The sequence below is a fragment of the Enterobacter sp. BNK-22 genome, assembly GCF_048684805.1.
GTDB classification, from domain to species: domain Bacteria; phylum Pseudomonadota; class Gammaproteobacteria; order Enterobacterales; family Enterobacteriaceae; genus Enterobacter; species Enterobacter quasiroggenkampii.
Map to the genome: position 1 here is coordinate 4134508 of NZ_JBLQTT010000001.1, position 20964 is coordinate 4155471.

Sequence of the window (20964 nt, forward strand, 5' to 3'; positions counted from 1 at the left end):
ACTCCTTAATCATCCTGGTGAGGGAAAAGCGTGTTATCGATCAAGTCACATAAGCAGTTCACCGTGAGCATATGCATTTCCTGAATACGCGCGCTCCGGTGAGACGGAATGCGGATTTCCACATCCTGCGGCCCAAGCAGACCCGCCAGCTCACCCCCGTCATAGCCGGTTAAGGCCACGATGGTCATGTCGCGGGTGACGGCGGCTTCAACGGCTTTGACGATATCCCGGCTATTGCCGCGCGTGGAGATGGCCAGCAGCACATCTCCGGCATGACCCAGAGCTCGCACCTGCTTTGCGTAAATTTCGTCATGCAGACGATCGTTAGCAATCGCCGTTAAGACCACATTATCGGTATTAAGTGCAATGGCAGGTAAACTCGGGCGTTCTGTTTCAAAACGATTGATCATGCTGGCAGCAAAATGCTGTGCGTTGGCGGCTGACGTGCCGTTGCCACAACAGAGGATTTTGTTGCCGTTTAGCAGGGATTGCACCAGCGTCATTGCGGCACGCGAGATAGCATCCGGAAGGGCTTCCGCCGCGGCAATCTGAGTCTGGATGCTTTCTGTGAAGCACACTTTAATTCTTTCGAGCACGTTATCCCTTTTAAATCTTAATTATGCGTCTTCGCCAAAAGCGTTTTTAAGCCATTCGATCTCATTTCCGGTGAAGGCTATCACATCGAACCGGCAATCCACAGTATCAAAACTCCCATTATGGCGGGCAAGCCACAAGTGGGCAGTCTGTAATAATTTATGTTGTTTGGCGAGCGTCACGCTGGCGGCAGCACCGCCAAAACGGGAGGACTGTCGAAAGCGCACTTCTACAAACACGATGACCTGACCGTCTTTCATGATCAGGTCGATTTCGCCGCCACGCCCGCGGACGTTGGCGGCGATGAAATGCAGTCCTTTGCCTTCAAGCCAGCGACGCGCCTTTAACTCCCACGCATCGCCGGTCTGTTTGCGGCTTAACTGGCCGGGACGATCTGCCCCTGCTGGTATTTGAGCCATGATAACTTCCTGTTAATCACACAATCCTGAGTGGCGGTCAGATCGCCGGTGTTGCCGTTAAGCTCGAAGCCCGGCACCTGACGCATCTGGGTAAAGTGGTTCGCCAGCGCCCACGCATCAACCCCCATCGCATACAGACGCGCCAGAGAGTAATCGTTACGCACCGCGCTCAGCGCCTGCTGCATCAGGGATGGATTGCTGCCGGCCAGCATCGGGATTTCGCTGTACTGCAGACCGTCCATTTCCAGACGGAAATCCGGGCCTGCGGTGCCCTGTGCGCTGCGGGAGCTGGCGTAGAGCGTTGCGCCGCTCTGGCTGCCGTTACGCATTGCAATCATCGGTTTGATAAAGGCGATCTCCTGCGGTGTGGCAACGATATAGGCCGCATCCACTTTACCGCCACCGCTAATCTGCGCGTCGGTTGGCGGTGCAGGGATCGTCAGGCCGCCAATCGTCACGCCCTGCTGCTGTGGCAGGCTCGCGGCGACCGGGCTACCGTTAAGCGCGATACCCGCCCCGCCGTTGACGCCTGCGCGCAGTTCAGAGACGGAACCGAATTTCTGCTGCAGTACCACGCCGCCGCCCAGCTTCTGCCACTCATCGGCAAAGGCATTGGCCACGCGATCGCCCAGTGCGCTGCGTGGTATGAGCAACAGCGGCGCCTGCTTACCCTGCTCGTGAATATGACGCGCCGCATCGCGGGCTTCATCTTCCGGAGAGAGCGCGAAGTAGCAGATATTGGCCCGGTTCTGAACCTGCTCTGGCTGGTTGAGCGCCAGCACGTTCAGCGTGGTATTGCTCTTCATCAGCTCTTCCACGTTGTTTTTCAGCAGCGGACCGACAACGATGCTCGCGCCATCCTGTTGAACCTGCGCCAGAACCTGGTCCAGCGGCTGCGAACTGGTATCGTAGATTTTCAATTCAGCGCTCGGGTTGGCGCTGGTGGTTGCCACGGACTGCGGCTGCGCGGCAGGTTGAGCAGTCGGCTGTGCAGGCTGCGGTTGAGGCTGTTCTGCTGTTGTGGCAGGAGCTGGAACAGATGCTGGCGGCGCTTGCGTCTCGGCCGGAGCCTGGGTCGCAGGTGCTGTAGTAGACGGTGCCGCTGTCGCTGGCGGTGTCGTCGGGGCCGTCACCGGGTTTTGCATCGTGCCCTGCGCTGGCGCTTGCGCCGTGGTCAGATCGCTGGTCTCTGCGGCGGATGGGCTGACAACATCATTCACGTTAGCCGCCTGGGCCGCCTGTGCGGGAACGGCGCTGCCGGTGACCGACGTCGTGCCGTTTTTCGCCGCTTCAAAGCCCTGCTGAATGGTGCGTCCAAACACCGCCGCCTGGCCGTTGAGTGGCAGAAGGAGGGCGATTTTGCTGGTCGAGGCAGGCTTAAAGTTCTGCACGTTCACCAGCTGGGTTGGCAGCATTTTCGCGCCCGGGTTTTGCGGGTAGCGCGTCTGCCAGTCCGTAATGCCGGCTTTTAACATCTTAGGATCGCTGCGGTTGTTAAACCACATCTGCTGCAGATCCAGCCAGCCCTGCAGGACGTTTTCATCCGCGTTGATGACCAGCGCCTGCGCCTGTTCCTGCGTCATCGACGCCAGCGCTTGCCAGGTGGCATCAATATTTTTCTGCTTATCAGCACCGCCAAGCAGCGGCTCTTGCGCGACGAGCGCACGGAGCAAGGTCAGGGAAGGGCGTCCCTGCTCAGCGGTAATGCCCGCCTGCCAGAAGCGCGCCTGCTGGTTTTTATCCAGCGCGCTCACGTCGATATCACCGAGGATCTTCTTCGCGGCGGCGTAATCTTTCAGCGCAACTTTCAGCTCGGCAGAGAGCAAGCTCTGCTCACGACGCTGGGCGTCGTTAAGATCTTTTGGCAACTGGTTAAACAGTTCGGCTGCCCGCTGGGTTTTACCCTCTTTCAGCAGTGCACGAATGGCGAGTAATTGCCAGTTGGTCTTGGTATCATTTGAACTCTGCGACATTTTTTGCAGATAAAAGCCAGAATCAGCCTGAGCAGAACCCTGGAGATGGGCGGTGCTCTGGTCAGGTGCCTGGGTGCCACAGCCTGCAAAGATCAGGGCTGCCAGCAGAAGCGGCACGCTGCGCGTGGCTTTTTTTCGAAGAAACGTTAACGGTACCATACTGTATCCAGTGATTTTTTTTACGCAATGCTCAATATTAAATCGGCAATACGGACGAAACAATGAAACAACACGAAACGGCAGATAATTCTCAAGGCCAGCTTTATATTGTACCTACTCCTATCGGGAATTTGTCTGATATTACCCAACGTGCGCTGACCGTACTGCAAGCTGTTGATTTAATTGCTGCTGAAGACACCCGCCATACCGGCTTACTGCTGCAACATTTCGCGATTAACGCCCGTTTGTTTGCTCTGCACGATCACAATGAGCAACAAAAAGCCGAAACGCTGGTGGCCAAACTGAAAGAGGGGCAAAACATTGCCCTGGTCTCCGATGCCGGTACGCCGCTGATCAACGATCCGGGCTATCACCTGGTGCGTACCTGTCGCGAAGCCGGTATTCGCGTGGTACCCCTGCCGGGACCGTGCGCCGCGATTGCTGCGTTAAGCGCCGCAGGTCTGCCGTCTGACCGTTTCTGCTATGAAGGCTTCTTGCCCGCTAAATCCAAAGGCCGCCGCGACGTCTTAAAAGACCTGGAGGCGGAACCGCGTACCCTGATTTTCTACGAATCCACGCACCGCCTGCTGGAGAGCCTGGAAGATATGGTGACCGTCTGGGGGGAAAGCCGCTACGTGGTGCTGGCGCGCGAGCTGACCAAAACCTGGGAAACCATCCACGGAGCGCCGGTAGGTGAACTGCTGGCGTGGGTGAAGGAAGACGAAAACCGCCGCAAGGGTGAAATGGTGCTGATCGTCGAAGGGCACAAGGCGGAAGAAGACGCGCTTCCAGCCGATGCGCTGCGTACGCTGGCGCTGCTGCAGGCGGAACTGCCGCTGAAGAAAGCCGCTGCGCTGGCGGCAGAAATTCACGGCGTGAAGAAAAATGCGCTGTATAAGTATGCGCTGGAGCAGCAGGGGGAGTAAGGCATCTCCTGCCCGTTTTTGCCGGGTGGCGGCTACGCCTTACCCGGCCTACAGATCTTTAAGCGTCTTTTAGCTAGCAGGTATCGCCTCAAACACCAGCGTTTCCAGCGGTTGCAGCGTAATCACCACGGCGTTTTTGTACGCCTCCGGTACGGTTGAATTACGGCCATACACCGCCTTCAGACTAAACCGCGCCGCGTTTCCTGTCGGGACTTCGAAATCTCTCGTCAAATCCAGGTAGTAGCTTTGTGGCTTATCCGACGGGTTACGCAAGCCGAGAATCGCTTTGTCCTTGCTCCATGATGCCCAGCCGTAAACCTGCAGCGCCGTTGGGTCGCCTCCTATCCAGTGGGTGTCCACCAGCACGCTGGCGTTTTCCCGGGACCATTTCGCGGCCTGCGCCAGGGTGTCCCACTTCGCCTTATTCAGCATTGACGGGGTGATATACAGCTCCTGCAACTGCGTACCGGTCGCGAAGTAGCTCCAGACCTGGTCGGCAAAATCGCTGTCCGTTTGTACCTTCTCCAGACCGTAGTAGGCATTCTCCGCGCTGACGATCCCGTGGTACATCAAGGAGTTCAGCGGGAACAGCGGGCCCTTGCGCACAATCGAGCGGTACGTTTCCGCATCGCGGTAGGTCATCCACTGCTGCACCGGCGTGCCGGGGCCGTACAGGTTGATGTCGTCCCCCTGGCGCCAGATCGAATCAGCGTAGAACAGCCAGGACGGGCTGGCGTTGGTCCCGGTGGTCAGGTTGATAAACAGGTTTGGGTTAGCGCTGCGCATGTTATGCAGCAGGGCGATAGAGGCGTCAAAATCCGAGGCGAACGGACTGCCCTTAATATGCGAATTGGCGTTTCCCATCCCATCAAGTTTGAACGAGGAAATGTGTTCGTTTTTGATCAGCTTAACGATCTGCTCATTGAAGTTCTTAAAGTAGTTCGGCCCTGACAGCGCCAGCTTCCCGTCGACGGTTTCGAATCCATTCTCTTTTGCATGCGAGACGCGAATGTCGCGGGGCTTGTTGTAGCCTCCCCACGGTGAGAGCCACAGCCCGACCGAGCTGTGCAGGTTGTCGGCTTTTTCCCGTACCTTGCCAAAACCGTTGCTGAATGCCGGGCCAAACAGCCAGCGCCCGGTAAGGTCATCCCAGCCGTCGTCCAGCAGGAACGCGTCCAGCGCCACGCCGCGTCCGGTGATAAATTCCTTATTCCACTCGTCCATCCGCCCCAGCACATCCTGCTCGGAGTAAGGTGTAAAGAAGCCGATATCCATCCAACTGTTGTAGTGCAGGTAAGGCTTATACGGACGGGGGCGTACGGCATCGATAAACTGGTTCACGCTGCGGCGCAGTTGGCTGGTTTCCGGGAAGGTGCCGAAATACATCGTGTAGCTGACCGGCGTTTCAGGCTGAATGGGGGTTTTCAGCTCGACGTTGAGGTTGGTCGTCGCTTCATAGGCGTAAGTATTCACGATCGGTTTATCCGGCAGAATAAAGAACGAATCAGCCACGATCGGCGAACTGTTAATGGCCCCGTCAACATACGGTGCCTGTGACTGCTTTTTCGTCGGGAAGAAGGTGATTTTCGCCACGTCTCGCGGCTGACCAACAGCCGCGAGGGTGTAATCGATACTGGCATATTTATCCTTCACCAGATTCAGCTTCACCGTTACGTTAAAATCCGGGCGCGTAAAGTCGATGACAATCGCGTTGTCCCGCTTTTCGACATGCTTGATGGAGAAATCAGCGGCGTGGATTTTTGTCTCATCCGGCAGCGTCAGAAAGAACAGCTCCTGGGGCGTGAGCGGATGGTTAGCCTTGCTGTCCTTCACTACTACCGTTGCGTTTGCATCATCAAACGAAAGGGCAATATTGTCGTTATTGAGCGCGTAGTTGGCGGCCGCCGCGCCATGAGAAACAGAGAGAGCCAGCAGCGAAAGAGTGAGCACTTTTTTCATCGGGTTTAGATCCTTATCAGTAATGCTTCAGCATTCGGGTAATGGACTGCTCCAGCCAGTAGCGCTGGGTGCCGAAGTTGATCCGCAGGTAGTTTTCGCCGTTTTGCACGTAGTGGCTGCCGTCTTCAATGACCACGCCTGCCTGCCGGGCAAAATGTTGGGTTAACTGGGTGGCGCTGCGCTCGTCGGCGCTCACGTCTATCCAGGCCAGATACGACGATTCCGGGTTCATCATCTTCCAAGCCGGGAAGTGGGTCTGAATCGCGTCTGCAAGGTAGCGCGCGTTGCCTTGCAGATACCCGTTCAGCGCGTTGAGCCACGGCAGACCGTGCTGGTAGGCGAGGATAATCCCCCATACGCCGAACATATTGGGGGAAGTAATCGAGTTCTTCTCAAGCTGCTGGCGGAAGCGCTGGCGCAGCGAATCGTCCGGGATCATCGAATAAGACGTTTTCAGCCCGCCCAGGTTGAAGGCTTTATTGGGCGACGTCAGCACGATCAGGTTGTCCTGCGCGGCACAGCCCGAAGTCAGACAGCTGACGAATGTACCGTCCAGAATGTGCTCGGCGTGAACCTCATCGACCACCAGAATCGTGCCGTAGCGTTTACAGAGATCGGACACCTGCCGTATCTCATCTGCGCGCCAGATTCGGCCCGAGGGGTTATGCGGCGAGCAGAAGAACCACAGTTTTGGACGGTGGGTTTTGAGCTGATCTTCAATCAGATGAAAATCCAGCTGATAGCGGTTTTCCTCCACGCGAAGCGGGTTAGCGAGGATCTTAACGCCCTGGCGCTGTGCCGCCATTGCAAACGGGTCGTAGACCGGGGTGTTCATCATCACGCTGTCGCCAGCCGTGCAGAACGCCTGAACCGTGTAGTGCAGGGTGGACACAGTGCCGTAGGTCAGCGTGATCCACGACCTGTCTACCTCAACCTGATGACGCGTGCGCTGAAAGGCGATCGTCGCGTCGTAGAATTCGTCGAAACACCACGTATAGCCAAAGGTGCCGTGCTCCACGATGCGCTGGAAGCCTTCAATAACGGCGGGCGGTGAGGTGAAATCCATATCTGCGATCCACAGCGGAATAAACCCCTCCGGAACATCACCAAAGCGTGAGCAGACAAACGCATGGTCCCATTTACGGCACTTATCGCTTTTACGCTCGATGATTTTGTCGAAATCAAACACAACGACCCCCCGTTAAATTAAGGCTTCTATGCCGGTTTTGACGCTCTGAACCTGTGGGCCGATGATCACCTGTACGCTGTGAGCATCCAGCACCACCACCGACAGGGCGCCCGCTGCTTTCAGCGCCTGCTGATCGATAAGGCCCATCTCTTTCACCACCAGACGCAAGCGGGTGATGCAGTTGTCGAGCGACTCGATGTTCTCTTTGCCACCGAGCGCCTGCAGGATAAGCCCATGATCGTATTTCGATTTTCCACGCGCGCGGGTGTTGGCTTCGACAGCCTGCTGTGCAGCCTGTACATCCACTTCACGTCCAGGCGTCTTGATATCGTGTTTGAGGATGTACCAGCGGAAGACGACGAAGTAGATAGCAAACCAGGCGATACCAACCGGGAACAGCAGATACCATTTGGTCGACATCCCCTGCATCACGCCAAAGATCAGCAGATCCAGAATCCCACCATCGGTGTTGCCGATGGTCACCCCCAGCAGGGCCATCACCATCAGCGCCAGGCCCGACATCACGATATGGAAGGCGTAAAGCGCAGGGGCGATAAACAGGAACAGGAATTCAATCGGCTCTGAAATACCGGTAACGACGGACACCAGCACGCCGGAAAGCAGCAGCCCCTTAATCACCGGGCGGTTTTCCGGACGCGCGGTGCGGTAGATGGCGTAGGCCACGGCAGGTAAGCCAAAGATAAAGGTCGGCATAAACCCTTGTGACAGAAACGCGGTAACGTGCGGGCTAAACGGCAGTCCGGCTTTCAGCTCGGCGTAGAAGATATTCAGCGCGCCGGCCACCTCATGGCCGTTGACCATCTCAATCCCGCCTGCTGGCGTGAAGCGCACCATCGCCAGCAGAATGTGGTGCAGGCCGAAGGGTTTAAGCAGCAGCACGCCCACGCCGTAAAGGAAGGGTCCGAAAACGCTGGTGCTCTGGATAATATGGCCAATCCCGGCAATCCCCAGCGCCACGTATTCCCACAGCAGGGGAATGAACAGCCCGACCAGTGAAAGGGTAAGGGCGGTGATAATCGGTACAAAACGGATGCCGCTAAAGAAGGCAAAGGCGTCGTGGAGGACCGTGTCCTGAAAACGCTCGTGCAGGAAATAGGTAATCACCCCCACCACGATGCCGCCCAGCACGCCCATCTCCAGGGTCTGGATCCCCAGCACGATCGATTGTCCCACCTGTCTCATGGTCGCGGCATCGGCAAGCTGGTGGGTGGCGGTCAGGTAGTAGTTGATACTCATGTTCATCAGCATGTAGCCAACGAACCCGGCAAAAGCGCCCACGGCCTTGTTGCGTTTCGCGAGGCCCATCGGGATCGCCATGGCGAACATCAGCGGCAGATAGGTAAAGGCGAAGCCGCCCACCATGGCGATAAAGCCAAAGGTCAGCTGCGTTAACTCGCCGCCCAGAAAGGGAAAGCTTTTAATGGTGGAAGGGCTGGTGACGGAGCTACCGATCCCCAGCAGCAACCCCATAAAGGCCAGCAGGGAGACCGGGAACATAAAGGTCTTTCCAAGGCTTTGGAAAAATTCCCACGCTTTCGATTTAAACGACTTTTCCTGTGTCATGTAGGGACTCCTCGGATTTTTAGGATAATGGAAGGCGCTGTCCGGCTTAAGGACGCGCCTTCATATTTGCGAGGCTTATAGTTATTTTTAGGTACTGACGTAATGCGCGATGGGATCAGGCTTCCGCTGGAAGCAGCAGCCGGTTTGCGGAGCCGCAAACGGTGATTTTGCTTCTGACCACCTCTTTCATGGCGTCCATGCCGACCCGCATATAGAAGCGCGGATCGTTGCCCTGCGGGTTGTCGGCAAACCAGGCTTTCACCGCGTCAGAGAAGGCGATTTTCAGCTCGGTTGCCACGTTAACTTTGCACACGCCCAGTTCGATGGTGCGACGCACATCCTCATCCGGCACATCGCTCGCGCCGTGCAGCACCAGCGGCACGGTGACCACTTCACGGATCTCGGCCAGCCGCTGGAAGTCGATTTTTGGGCGCTTGGTATACAGGCCGTGTGCGGTGCCGATGGCGACGGCAAGGCTGTCGACGCCGGTCAGTTCGACAAAGCGTTTCGCCTCCTGCGGATCGGTGAGAAACGCGCTTTCGGCGTCCACGCTCATGTCATCTTCCACGCCGCCCAGGCGGCCCAGTTCGGCTTCGACGCTGCAGTCGTTGAGGTGGCAGAAATCGACCACCGACTTCACCAGCTTCACGTTCTGTTCAAACGGATAGTGGCTGCCGTCGATCATCGCGCTGCGCACGCCCGCGTTGACCTTGCGGCGAATATCATCCAGCGATTCGTGATGATCGAGGTGCAGCGCCAGCGGCATGTCGTAGGTGAGGGAGTAGGCGCTGCACAGGGCGTAAATCTCTTCCAGCGCAATATGCTTAAAGGTGCCCGGCGTGCCCGCGAGGATCACTGGCGATCGCATTTCGCTGCACACTTCGAGGATAGCCTGGATCGTCTCCGCGTTGTGGATGTTGAACGCCGGAACGGCATAGCCTTTTGTCTGCGCGTCCTGGAGAAGATATTTCGTCGAGATAATACTCATAATCAGATCCTCTTAAGCCTGCCACGGATGAATAACAACGCCCTGCACCACGCGGTTGACCGTCCCGCTGGCGGATGGCGTATCGGGCGTATTGCCTACGCTGAGCGACTGGGTAAGGGCAAAGACCTGCGCATACATCAGGAAGCAGAACGCCTGTTCCATATCGCTAAACGGACGGGAAGGCGGCAGGAGAATATGCGGCCCCGCTTCAATGGCCGGATCGTTTTCAGCGGCGATGGCGACGACGCGCAGGGCCTGGCGATCGCGGCGCAGCTCGGCCAGCAGATCCAGATCGTACTGGCGCGTATACGGATGGCTGGAGATGAACACCACCACCAGCGTTTCGTCATCCACCAGCGACTTCGGCCCGTGACGGAAACCGGTGGGGGAGTCGTAGAATGCCGCCAGCTTGCCCGCCGTCAGCTCCAGCACCTTCAGCGCCGATTCGCGCGCCGCGCCCTGCAGACCGCCGCTTCCCAGATACACGATCCGTTTCCACGGTTCGCTGCCAAAGACGCCATGGCTGAAATCGCCGAGCGAGGTGAGGATCGCCTGACAGCGATCGGCCACGTCGCGGAAGGTGTGACTGTTGATCGTCTCCGGGGCGAATACGGCCAGACAGCTCGCCATCATGGTGGTGATACTGCTGGTCATCGCGAACCCGCGATCGTGCGTTTCGGCAGGCATCAGCAGGGCATAGGCGTTATCGCTGTCGACGGCGGTCTGGTACAGGCTTCCGGCCTCGTTACAGGTGATCGACAGGTGATAGCACTCCGGTACGAACTGATTGGCCAGCTCAACGGCTGCGACGCTTTCCGGACTGTTGCCGGATCGGGCAAACGAAACCAGCAGCAGCGGATGCGCAGGGCTGAAGTAATCCATCGGGTTTGTGACCAGGTCAGTAGTCGGGACGGCGGAGATAGTTTTCCCGGTGTGGCTCGCAAGCCATGGCGCAATGATATCGCCGATAAACGCGGACGTGCCCGCGCCGGTCAGGACGATCCGCAGATCGTGCTTGCGCAGCAGCGGCGTCAGGAAGCTGTCGATCGAAGAGCGCAGGCTATCGATATTGTTGAGCGAGCGGATCCAGCTGGCAGGCTGCTGGCGGATCTCTTCCTCGGTCCAGGTGCCGGTTGCGGCGGTGGTAGTTTGTGGCATAACTCAATCCTTAGTCGTGTGAATTCCACATCAGACGCTGGCAATCGTGTCGCTATCTTTCGTTTCGTTTCACTTGTTCACTTTAGCAGTTAAATAAAATCTATAGAAAAGAAATCGAAACTTCAATGAAAGAAAAGAAATAAAACGAAAAGTGTGATCATGAAAGGAAGAGGCAGATTAAAGGAAAGGAAAAGAAAGGCCTTACGGTTTCAGGCCGTAAAGCCAAAAGGAGACACAATGAAAGGGCTAAAGGGGGAGAGCCTGGCCCTGAATCCAGATCTGCTGGAGGTGTAAACCCCCGTTCAGCGCGTTGAGATTCGCGCGTTTACCCGGCGCTAACGAACCGAGTTGACTATCCATGCCCAGCAGGCGGGCGGGATGCAGCGAGGCCATATGAATGGCGTCTTCGGCAGTGATACCTGTATGTTCCACCATATTGCGTACAGCGGCATCCAGCGAGAGCGTGCTCCCGGCCAGCCCGCCGGAGCCGGTTCGAACCACGCCGTTTTGCATCGTGACCGTTTCACCACAGAGCGTATACCGACCATCCGGCATACCGGCTGCCTGCATAGCATCGGTGATCAGCACCAGGCGTTCTTTTGCGCAGCAACGGCATAACCGCATGGCTCCCGGATGGACATGGTGGCCGTCGGCAATCAGCTCCAGCCACGCCCGTTTGTCCGTCAGCCCTGCGCCGACCATGCCGGGTTCCCTGTGGTGCAGTCCCGTCATGCCGTTATAGCAGTGCACCAGCCCATCGGCACCCGCGTCAAACGCGGCGAGGGTTTGCTCGAACGTAGCGGCGCTGTGGCCCAGCATCACGCGTATTCCGCGCTGTTTGAGATGGCGAATCGCCAGCAACGCGCCAGGTTTTTCCGGCGCCAGCGCCACCACCCGTAACGTGCTCAGTGAAACGTCAATCAGGCTGTCCAGCTCGGCGATATCCAGTTCCCGGAACAGGTCCGGCGGATGCGCCCCTTTGTTCTGCGGCGTAAAGTACGGTCCTTCCAGGTAGCTGCCCAGGATCTGCGCGCCGGGGCCGCCCGACTGACAGCGACGGGCGATTCGCGCGAGCGCGCCGTGGATAGCCTCCAGCGGCGCGGTAACGGTGGTGGGTAAAAAGGCGCCCACGCCTTCGCGCGCTTTATGCATCGCGAGAATATTCAGCACGTCAGGCGCATCATCCATTACGTCCACGCCCGCGCCGCCGTGGACGTGCGTATCGATGTACGCCGGGCAGAGCAGTTCCGCATCGCGCGACGTCACGCCCGCCGGGACAGGCTCAATAGCCGTAATCACGCCGTTTTCAATGCGTAGCTGGTGATCATCCAGCCAGCCCTGTTCGGTAAGCACCCGCCTCGCGCGCAGCAGCTGCCTCATATCCCTTCCTCGGCAGGGGCTTCCTCGCGACAACGTCCCAGTTCGTCTACGAGGCTCGTCAGGCCGCGGTGCCCGCACTCCAGCGCCTGCAGACGAAACGCTTCGCTGCTTAATCCGTCGCGCTCCAGCACCATCTCCAGCAGCAGCTGCAGGTTGGTCCCGGTGATCACTTCGCTGCCCGGCCGTTGCATGGCGAGCGTCGATGCCACGCGAAACGGCGTGCCGCCGAGCAAATCGGTGAGAAACACAATATCGTGCTCTGCATCGAGTTCACTCACTGCCTGCTCAAGCTGAGCGGTCAGCCGCGCGGTGGTGGACGTTTCAGGAAAATCGATGGCGATAAACTGCGGCTGTTCGCCGAGGATCTGCTTCATCGCCTGCTCAAGCCCGCTGGCAAAACCGCCGTGACCCGTCAAAATAATGCCTAACATCGCAACCTCTTTGCTTTTACAGGAAGTGACAGAACTTACCGACTACGCCCAGCAGCACGGTGATACCGATCAGCCGCAGCGGGCTCCAGCCGCGGCGCACCAGCCAGAACATGGTCAGGGTGTAGACCAGCGGCAGGAACGCGGGCATCAGCTTGTCGATAACGTCGGCCTGCAGTTTGACAACGGCATCACCCGCCTTGATTTCAAGCGTCGTATTGAGTCGGACATAGGTTGCCACCAGCGCGCCAATTACCGTCATCCCGACGATAGACGCCGCGTGACCGACCTTTTTGGTGTTGGCTTTGATCAGCGGAATGGCCGCAACGCCCATCCGGTATGCGTAGTGCGCCAGACCAAAACGCAGGCCGAGGTGCACCACGTTAAACAGCACGATAAAGACCACGGCCCCCAGAATCGACCCTTGCAGCGCCAGGCTGGCGCCGATACCGCCGCAGATGGGCAGCAGGGTTAGCCAGAACATGGCGTCGCCGATACCGCCGAGCGGGGCGCCGACGGCAATTTTGGTGCTCTGGATGCTGTTCACATCCTGCTTGGAGCGTTCCATCGCCAGAATGATGCCGATAACAAAGGTCACCAGGAACGGGTGGGTGTTAAAGAAGCCCATATGGCCTTTCATCGCCCGCGCCAGGTCTCGCTTGTTGGTGTGGATCTTTTTCAGCGCGGGCAGCAGCCCGTACAGCCAACCGGAGGCCTGCATACGTTCATAGTTAAACGAGGCCTGCAGCAGCATTGAACGCCAGGCCACGCGGTTAATATCTTTTTTCGTCAGTTCGGCACCGATGTTCTGGTCTTCGTAGACGTTTTCGTTGACGCCGGTCAGCAGCGTCTCTTCGGATTCAGACACGCCCGGTAACGTTGTTTGATTAGATGCCATCTTCGAATTCCTCTTTCTGGGCCGCTGGAGCCGTCGGTTCAGGTGATTTACGCATCAGGTCGATCAGCGCCATGGCCAGCGCGGCAGCCGCAATCGCCAGCACCGGAAGCTTGAGCCAGGCGGCGGCGACAAAACCGATAATGAAGTAAGGGATGTAGACGTTTTTCATCATGATCTTCAGCAGTACGGCGAAGCCGATGGCAGGCATGATGCCGCCCGCAACGCCGAGGCCGTCAATCAACCGTGCCGGCAAAACATCAATGGCGGTTTTCGCATGTTCCGCACCGAAGTAGATCGGCAGGAAGGCGCACAGAAAATAGAAGATGCCGAGCGCCAGCAGCGCAAGATAGTTCACCCGTTCAATACCGTGAGTATCTGCATTGGCCGCCATGCGATCGCAGCGTGACATCACGCCGGACATCACCGAGAAGAGGAACGTAATTCCCATCTGTACCGCGACGGCAAACGGCACGGCGACGCCCACGGCAACTTCTGGCTTCACCCCGGTGCTGATGGCAAATGCGGTACCCACAATGGTGCCGATAATGACGTTCGGCGGCTGGGCACCTGCGAGCGGCGCCAGCCCCATCCAGACCAGCTCTAACGTGCCGCCGGTCAAAATACCGGTATGCAGGTCGCCCAGAATCAGACCGACCAGCGGCCCGAGCACCACCGGGCGGTGCATGTGTGTTAACCCGTTAAACATATCCAGACCGGCGATAAAGGCGAGTATTCCCAACCCCAGCGCCTGCAACAGACTGATTTCCATTATGAATCCCTCAGAGCAGTTTAAAGAGATCCAAAGCAGTTTCTGTTGGAACGCCCTGAACGAAGCATTCCACCCCGGCCGCTTTCAGGCCGTTGAACGCGGCGATATCGTTCGCGTCGACAGAGACCGTTTTGGCAATTTGTTGTTTGCCACTGGCGTAGTGCATGTTTCCTACGTTGATACGGGTGATGGGCACGCCGCCCTCAACCAGCTTCAGAAAATCAGCGGGTGATTTGCAGACCAACAGGATTTTCTGGCGGTCAGCGGCGCGGTGAATGTTGTCGATCACTTTTTGCAGTGACCAGAAGCGCACGGCGATCCCTTCCGCGAGCACCATCTCCATCAGGTTCTGTTGAACCGGATCGTCAGCCACCTCATCGTTGGCGACGAGTACCAGGTTTGCCCCCGCAAACCCCACCCACTGCACGCCTACCTGACCGTGGATCAGGCGTTCATCAATGCGGCATAAGACAATGTTTGGCATAGCGCTTTCCTCTTTTTATTATGCGTTTTGCGTTGTTACGCCTTCGCAGGCAGCGTGGTACTGCTGGAGTATGTCCTGAATGTGGTCGATGATGAGTTCCCGTGGCGTTGACTTGAGAGCGCCCTCGCGAACTTTGCCGTACTGCAGCGGCAGGTACTGGCTGATCAGCGGCAGCGGAATGGGCTCGTCTGCCAGGTTGCGCACCAGCCGTTCAAAAGCGTCGTCAATCTGGCTGTCCGGCCAGTAATAGCGCACGCGGTCAGAGTAGCTGTAGCCGCGGGCCAGGCGACGCGCGTTGCCGTCACCGTGGTAATGGCTTTGCCAGTATTCCGGGCGATCGAGCATGACGTTTTCCAGCACGTGACGCAGGCCAGAAATGGCTTTCGCTGGCAGCAGTTCCTCTTCGATGGCGGCCAGCGCGAAGAGCGCTTCGCGCAGGGCGAAGGTCAGGGCAGGGCCAACCTTCAGAATCGCAAAGTGATCGGTGACCAGCTTTCGCAGCGCCTGCGGCGTCTGGTAGTCGGTGGAGTGCGCTTCAAACACCAGCGTGTCGTAGGCTTCAACCATTTTGCTCAGGGCGACGGCTTTCTGCGGCTGATAGTCGCAGACGTGCGCATGGTCGAACTCCACGCCGGGCTGGACGACCAGACCAATAATGCGCGGCCAGATGTCGGTTAAGCCTTCCTTTTCGAATGCATGACGGTGCGCTTCAAGCGTGGCGCGGGCTGCGTCCGGCGTGGTGACTTCAAGTTCGGTGAGCGTCTCGTGCGCGCCACCGGGAACCGGTACTTCCGTGCCGATAACGTAGACCAGATCGGCTACACCAAACTGCTCGCGACAGGTCGCTTCGGCAATCTTCGCCAGGCGTGCGGCGCGTCCGGCGACGATCGCATCGGTCAGGGGAACCGGATCGTCCTCACAGGACATGCTGCAGTCGAGGTGGATCTTTTTGAATCCGGCAGAAACATAGCTTTTGATCAGATCGTCGGCGTTGGCCATCGCCTGTTCCGCAGGGAGATTTTGCCAGCGGTTGGGGCCTAAATGATCGCCGCCGAGGATCAGCTGTGACGTCGGGAAACCGAGCGACTCGGCAAGCTTGCAGACAAACCCGTGAAAATCAGCGGGCGTCATGCCGGTATAGCCGCCAAATTGATCCACCTGGTTGGAGGTGGCCTCGATCAGCAGCGGCGACTGATGCGAATGCGCGTAACGAATGGCAGCTTCCAGTACCAGCGGATGCGCGGAGCAGACGGCGTAAATCCCGTTTGAATTCCCCCGTTTATGGTGTTCCACCATTTCTGTCAGATGTTTCACTTTCCTCTCCATTTCGGATGGTAATGATATTTATCTTTCGTTTTGTTTCATTTAATCCTGCATCATGGTGATATAAAAATAAAACGAAAGATAATAGTTTTCCGATCTGTTTCACAAAAGAAACATAATGAAAGGTTTCAGCGCGATGCCAGCTTGCGTATCGTCACCATACAGGGCTTGCATTCCCGTAAAGGAAAGGCCTTAATAGGCAAAACGAAATGAAACGAAAGAATATTGATTAAGGAGCTCGTATGAGCAGCACCGATTCATCCGCAGAAAAGCGCATCACCGGCACCAGTGAAAGGCGAGAGCAGATCATTCAGCGGTTGCGGGCGCAGGGAAGCGTGCAGGTTAACGATCTGTCTCATCTGTACGGCGTTTCGACGGTGACGATCCGCAATGACCTCGCCTTTCTTGAGAAGCAGGGTATTGCCGTTCGCGCCTACGGCGGGGCACTGATTTGTGAAGGTAATGTGCCGGGCGCTGAGCCTTCCGTGGAAGATAAAAGCTCGCTAAATACGGCGGTGAAGCGCAGCATCGCCCAGGCCGCTGCCGCGCTGGTCAAACCCGGGCACCGCATCATTCTGGATTCGGGTACCACGACGTTTGAAATCGCCCGCATGCTGCGTCAGCACACGGATGTGATTGCGATGACTAACGGCATGAACGTGGCGAACGCGCTGCTGGAAGCTGATGGGGTGGAGTTGCTGATGACCGGCGGACATTTGCGTCGTCAGTCGCAATCCTTCTACGGTGACCAGGCCGAGCAGTCGCTACAGAATTACCATTTTGACCTGCTGTTCCTGGGCGTCGATGCCATTGATCTCGATCGTGGCGTGAGTACGCATAACGAAGATGAAGCCCGTCTGAATCGCAAAATGTGCGAGGTGGCGGAGCGTATTATCGTTGTCACTGACTCCAGCAAATTTAATCGCTCAAGCCTGCATAAAATCATTGATACGCAACGGATTGATATGATTATTGTCGATGAAGGTATTCCGGCGGAAAGTCTTGAAGGATTACGGAAAAGCGGGATTGAGGTGGTGTTGGTTTAAATTTTTTTTATCCTCCCCCTGGGGGGAGGGCAGAGTGAGAGGAAGTCACGTCACCGGTGCCGGGTTAAACACCGCCAGCTGGTTGTGTAATCCCCATTGATCCGAAAAGGTTTTCTTCCGCCCGCTGGCGACATCCAGAATGAAGTGGAACAGCTTCCAGCCCACGTCTTCAATGCTCTCTTCTCCGGTGGCGATGGTTCCCGCGTTGATATCCATTAAGTCATACCAGCGGTTCGCCAGCGCGGTGCGGGTCGCCATTTTAATCACCGGCACCGCCATCAGGCCGTATGGCGTGCCGCGCCCGGTGGTAAAGACCTGCACCGTAATGCCGGATGCCACCTGCTGCGTGCCGCACACAAAATCGCTGGCCGGCGTTGCCGCGTAGATCAGGCCGCGTTTCGTCGGGCGCTGTCCCGGAGAGAGCACCTCTGCAATGGCGCTCTGCCCGGATTTGGCAATCGAGCCGAGAGCTTTTTCCACCACGTTTGCCAGGCCGCCTTTCTTATTCCCGGGGGAGGGATTGGCGCTGCGGTCGGTTTTGCCCATATCGAGATAGTTATCGTACCAGGCCATCTCCTCAAGCAGGCGCTTGCCGACCTCTTCATTAACCGCGCGCGGCGTCAGCAGATGGATGGCGTCTCGCACTTCGGTCACCTCGGAGAACATTACCGTGGCGCCGCAGCGAACAAGCAGATCGGATGCAAAGCCCACCGCCGGGTTGGCCGTCACGCCGGAGAAAGCATCGCTGCCGCCGCACTGGGTGCCCACAACCAGCTCCGAGGCCGGGCACGTTTCGCGCTGGCGGCGGTTGAGCTTGTCCAGATGGCGTTCTGCTACCTGCAAAATATCGTCGACCATTGAGCGGAAACCGACGTGGCGTTCGTCCTGCAGGCGCACGATGCTGGCCTCGTCTGCCGGGATGGCTTTGACATCCTCGGTCCCCTGAAGTAAACGTTCTGGCTGCAATTTTTCACAGCCGAGGCCAATGACCATCACCTCGCCGCCAAAGTTCGGGTTCAGGGCGATATTGTGAATGGTCCGGATAGGCACCACGGCAGCGGGCGCATTAATCGCCACGCCGCAGCCGTAGAGGTGGTTCAGGCCCACCACGCCGTCGACGTTCGGGTATTTTGGCAGCAGATCGCGTTCGATGATTTTCACCACGTAATCCACTACGCCCGCCACGCAGTGCACGCTGGTGGTAATGCCGAGCAGATTTTTGGTGCCGACGCTGCCGTCCGCATTGCGATAGCCTTCAAAGGTATAGCCTTTCAGTGGGGGAAGCGGTTCCGGCACGCGGGTTGCCAGCGGAAGCGTATTCAGCGGCGGCGCTTCTGGCAGCGCCACCAGCGACTCCTCCACCCAGCTTCCCTGCGGTATCGAACGAACGGCATAGCCGATGACTTCACCGTAACGCACGATTTCGCTGTTAACAGGGATATCCACCAGGGCGACTTTATGTCCCTGCGGAACATGCTCAATCAGTTCCAGCCCGTCCGGAAAGCGGGTTCCCGCTTTTAAGCCATTGTCGTTGACGATAATCGCCACGTTATCGGCGTCGTGCACTTTTATATAAAACGCCGTCGGCTGTGCCTGTCGAATTTCAATGTCGGCCATTGTTCAGTATTCTCCAGCAAAAACTCTGATAATAAATTCAGCCATTTTTCTAATGGTAGAAATAAATACGCAGCTTTCAGAAATAAAGCATGTCAGCAGAATGAATAGCAAAATGTGATCCCGATCGCTTCAGAACCCGTAATCCTTGATTCTGTGCATTAGCGCCCAGTGCTTTGTGCATATGCAAAAATTTTTATCAAAATATACCGTAATACCTGAGCATTAAAACAATGTGCGGTCGCGGATAGCGTCTTATACTGAATGACGTTTTTATCACGCCAGAATACGGCAGAATAATAAATATCATGCTGGCGCGGTGTCTGAATAAATAAAATGATGCTGAAAAAGGCTGCTGAATTAAAAAGGTAAATACGATGAATAACGCGATCTTCCCGAATAAATTTAAAGCGGCTCTCGCGGCGCACCAGATTCAGATTGGCTGCTGGTCCGCGCTGGCAAATCCCATCAGCACCGAAGTGCTGGGCCTGGCCGGTTTCGACTGGCTGGTGCTGGACGGCGAGCATGCGCCGAACGATATCAGCACCTTTATTCCGCAGCTGATGGCGCTTAAAGGCAGCCACAGTGCTCCGGTGGTGCGTGTCCCCACCAACGAACCGGTGATTATCAAGCGTCTGCTGGATATCGGCTTCTACAACTTCCTGATCCCGTTTGTGGAGACGGAAGAACAAGCGGCACTGGCCGTTGCGTCTACGCGCTACCCTCCCGAAGGGATCCGCGGCGTCTCCGTTTCACACCGCGCCAATATGTTTGGCACCGTCCCGGACTATTTCGCGCAGTCCAACAGCAACATCACCATTCTGGTTCAGATCGAGAGCCAGCAGGGCGTTGATAACGTCGACGCGATTGCCGCCACAAACGGCGTGGACGGGATCTTCGTCGGTCCAAGCGATCTGGCTGCCGCCTTTGGCCATCTGGGCAACGCCAGCCACCCTGACGTGCAGCGCGCGATCCAGCACATCTTTGCCCGCGCCAAAGCACACGGTAAACCGTGCGGCATTCTGGCGCCGGTTGAGGCTGACGCACGCCGCTATCTGGAGTGGGGAGCCACGTTCGTTGCCGTCGGCAGCGACCTCGGCGTTTTCCGCTCGGCTACGCAGAAATTAGCGGACGCTTTTAAAAAATAACCATCATTGAGGAAACAGATTATGACGCTGAAAGTGGGCTTTATTGGCCTGGGGATCATGGGTAAACCAATGAGTAAGAACCTCATCAAAGCGGGTTACTCACTGGTGGTATCCGATCATAATCCACAGGCCGTGGCTGAGGTGATGGCGGCGGGAGCAGAAACGGCCACCACCGCGAAAGCCATTGCCGAGCAGTGCGATGTCATCATCACCATGCTGCCAAACTCCCCGCACGTCAAAGAAGTCGCGCTGGGTGAAAATGGCATTATCGACGGCGCGAAGCCTGGCCTGGTGCTGATCGATATGAGCTCTATCGCACCGCTTGCAAGCCGTGAAATCAGCGAGGCGCTAAAAGCAAAGGGCGTCGATATGCTGGATGCGCCGGTCAGCGGCGGTGAGCCGAAAGCGATCGACGGCACGCTGTCAGTGATGGTCGGCGGCGATAAAGCTATTTTCGATAGATTTTACGACCTGATGAAAGCCATGGCGGGCTCCGTGGTGCACACCGGAGAGATTGGGGCGGGTAACGTGACCAAGCTGGCAAACCAGGTGATTGTGGCGCTCAACATTGCCGCCATGTCTGAAGCGCTGACGCTGGCAACCAAAGCGGGCGTCAATCCGGACCTGGTCTATCAGGCCATTCGCGGTGGTCTGGCGGGCAGTACCGTGCTGGATGCCAAAGCGCCCATGGTCATGGATCGCAATTTCAAACCCGGTTTCCGCATCGACCTGCATATCAAAGATCTGGCCAACGCGCTGGATACCTCCCACGGCGTGGGCGCACAGCTGCCGCTGACCGCAGCGGTCATGGAGATGATGCAGGCGCTGCGTGCCGATGGCCTGGGCACGGCCGATCACAGCGCAATTGCATGCTACTACGAAAAACTGGCGAAGGTGGAAGTAGCGCGTTAATCACGCCTTACCT

Annotated in this window: 19 protein-coding genes; 4 read left to right on the top strand and 15 right to left on the bottom strand. The window is 57.3% G+C overall.

The features are described from left to right. Positions 1-5: 5 nt before the first annotated feature. Genes diaA through ACMGGE_RS19585 form a run of 3 tightly spaced genes read right to left on the bottom strand, consistent with a single transcriptional unit; the run spans position 6 to position 3145 of the window. On the bottom strand, positions 6-596 hold the full coding sequence (gene diaA / locus ACMGGE_RS19575) for a DnaA initiator-associating protein DiaA (protein ID WP_003861754.1): 591 nt from the start codon (positions 594-596) through the stop codon (positions 6-8). Positions 597-617: 21 nt separating this feature from the next. Then, positions 618-1013 carry a YraN family protein gene (locus ACMGGE_RS19580; protein ID WP_045910089.1) on the bottom strand — a complete coding sequence of 132 codons (396 nt, stop codon included), beginning with the start codon at positions 1011-1013 and terminating at the stop codon, positions 618-620. Then, a complete protein-coding gene (locus ACMGGE_RS19585; protein WP_420294062.1) occupies positions 971-3145 on the bottom strand; it encodes a penicillin-binding protein activator in 2175 nt (724 codons plus the stop codon). Before ACMGGE_RS19585 ends, ACMGGE_RS19580 begins: the two co-directional genes overlap by 43 nt. A 62-nt stretch (positions 3146-3207) precedes the next feature. Here ACMGGE_RS19585 and rsmI point away from each other — a divergent pair, with 62 nt between their 5' ends. Then, positions 3208-4071, top strand: coding sequence for a 16S rRNA (cytidine(1402)-2'-O)-methyltransferase (rsmI, locus tag ACMGGE_RS19590; protein WP_217480351.1), 864 nt, complete (start codon positions 3208-3210; stop codon positions 4069-4071). Positions 4072-4140: 69 nt separating this feature from the next. On the opposite strand, the gene ACMGGE_RS19595 is transcribed toward rsmI, so the two are convergent. The 11 genes from ACMGGE_RS19595 to kbaZ form a co-directional block, all read right to left on the bottom strand. Continuing rightward, positions 4141-6030: an enterotoxin gene (locus ACMGGE_RS19595; RefSeq protein ID WP_420294063.1), complete on the bottom strand. Its 1890-nt coding sequence runs from the start codon at positions 6028-6030 to the stop codon at positions 4141-4143. 16 nt (positions 6031-6046) lie between these two features. Further along, a complete protein-coding gene (locus ACMGGE_RS19600) occupies positions 6047-7219 on the bottom strand; it encodes a MalY/PatB family protein (protein WP_048225074.1) in 1173 nt (390 codons plus the stop codon). Between the two features lie 12 nt (positions 7220-7231). Beyond that, positions 7232-8803: a maltose/glucose-specific PTS transporter subunit IIBC gene (malX, locus tag ACMGGE_RS19605; RefSeq protein WP_045415298.1), complete on the bottom strand. Its 1572-nt coding sequence runs from the start codon at positions 8801-8803 to the stop codon at positions 7232-7234. Between the two features lie 115 nt (positions 8804-8918). Further along, a complete protein-coding gene (kbaY, locus tag ACMGGE_RS19610; protein WP_048225073.1) occupies positions 8919-9791 on the bottom strand; it encodes a tagatose-bisphosphate aldolase subunit KbaY in 873 nt (290 codons plus the stop codon). Positions 9792-9803: 12 nt separating this feature from the next. After that, positions 9804-10949: an SIS domain-containing protein gene (locus ACMGGE_RS19615; RefSeq protein ID WP_111967412.1), complete on the bottom strand. Its 1146-nt coding sequence runs from the start codon at positions 10947-10949 to the stop codon at positions 9804-9806. 246 nt (positions 10950-11195) lie between these two features. Then, positions 11196-12329: an N-acetylglucosamine-6-phosphate deacetylase gene (gene nagA, locus ACMGGE_RS19620; RefSeq protein WP_407820746.1), complete on the bottom strand. Its 1134-nt coding sequence runs from the start codon at positions 12327-12329 to the stop codon at positions 11196-11198. Continuing rightward, positions 12326-12760: a PTS galactosamine/N-acetylgalactosamine transporter subunit IIA gene (gene agaF, locus ACMGGE_RS19625; protein ID WP_045355421.1), complete on the bottom strand. Its 435-nt coding sequence runs from the start codon at positions 12758-12760 to the stop codon at positions 12326-12328. Before agaF ends, nagA begins: the two co-directional genes overlap by 4 nt. Before the next feature lie 16 nt (positions 12761-12776). After that, positions 12777-13655 carry a PTS N-acetylgalactosamine transporter subunit IID gene (gene agaE, locus ACMGGE_RS19630; RefSeq protein WP_029739649.1) on the bottom strand — a complete coding sequence of 293 codons (879 nt, stop codon included), beginning with the start codon at positions 13653-13655 and terminating at the stop codon, positions 12777-12779. Next, positions 13645-14424: a PTS N-acetylgalactosamine transporter subunit IIC gene (gene agaW / locus ACMGGE_RS19635; RefSeq protein WP_024906387.1), complete on the bottom strand. Its 780-nt coding sequence runs from the start codon at positions 14422-14424 to the stop codon at positions 13645-13647. The genes agaE and agaW overlap by 11 nt, the downstream gene beginning before the upstream one ends. A 10-nt stretch (positions 14425-14434) precedes the next feature. Continuing rightward, positions 14435-14908, bottom strand: a complete 474-nt coding sequence (gene agaV, locus ACMGGE_RS19640) for a PTS N-acetylgalactosamine transporter subunit IIB (protein WP_028014524.1) — start codon at positions 14906-14908, stop codon at positions 14435-14437. An 18-nt stretch (positions 14909-14926) separates the two neighbouring features. After that, complete coding sequence (gene kbaZ / locus ACMGGE_RS19645) at positions 14927-16234, bottom strand: tagatose-bisphosphate aldolase subunit KbaZ (protein ID WP_420294064.1); 1308 nt, start codon at positions 16232-16234, stop codon at positions 14927-14929. Between the two features lie 239 nt (positions 16235-16473). Between kbaZ and ACMGGE_RS19650 the strand changes: the two genes are divergently transcribed. After that, entirely contained in the window at positions 16474-17277 is an 804-nt protein-coding gene (locus ACMGGE_RS19650) for a DeoR family transcriptional regulator (protein WP_045415290.1), read from the top strand. A gap of 45 nt (positions 17278-17322) precedes the next feature. Here the strand turns inward: ACMGGE_RS19650 and garD are convergent, their stop codons facing one another. After that, entirely contained in the window at positions 17323-18894 is a 1572-nt protein-coding gene (gene garD, locus ACMGGE_RS19655) for a galactarate dehydratase (protein WP_420294065.1), read from the bottom strand. A gap of 374 nt (positions 18895-19268) precedes the next feature. Between garD and garL the strand changes: the two genes are divergently transcribed. Together garL and garR are read left to right on the top strand one after the other, a co-directional pair. Beyond that, positions 19269-20039, top strand: a complete 771-nt coding sequence (garL, locus tag ACMGGE_RS19660; protein WP_048992584.1) for a 2-dehydro-3-deoxyglucarate aldolase — start codon at positions 19269-19271, stop codon at positions 20037-20039. Positions 20040-20060: 21 nt separating this feature from the next. Further along, complete coding sequence (gene garR / locus ACMGGE_RS19665; RefSeq protein ID WP_045415285.1) at positions 20061-20951, top strand: 2-hydroxy-3-oxopropionate reductase; 891 nt, start codon at positions 20061-20063, stop codon at positions 20949-20951. Positions 20952-20964: the final 13 nt, after the last annotated feature.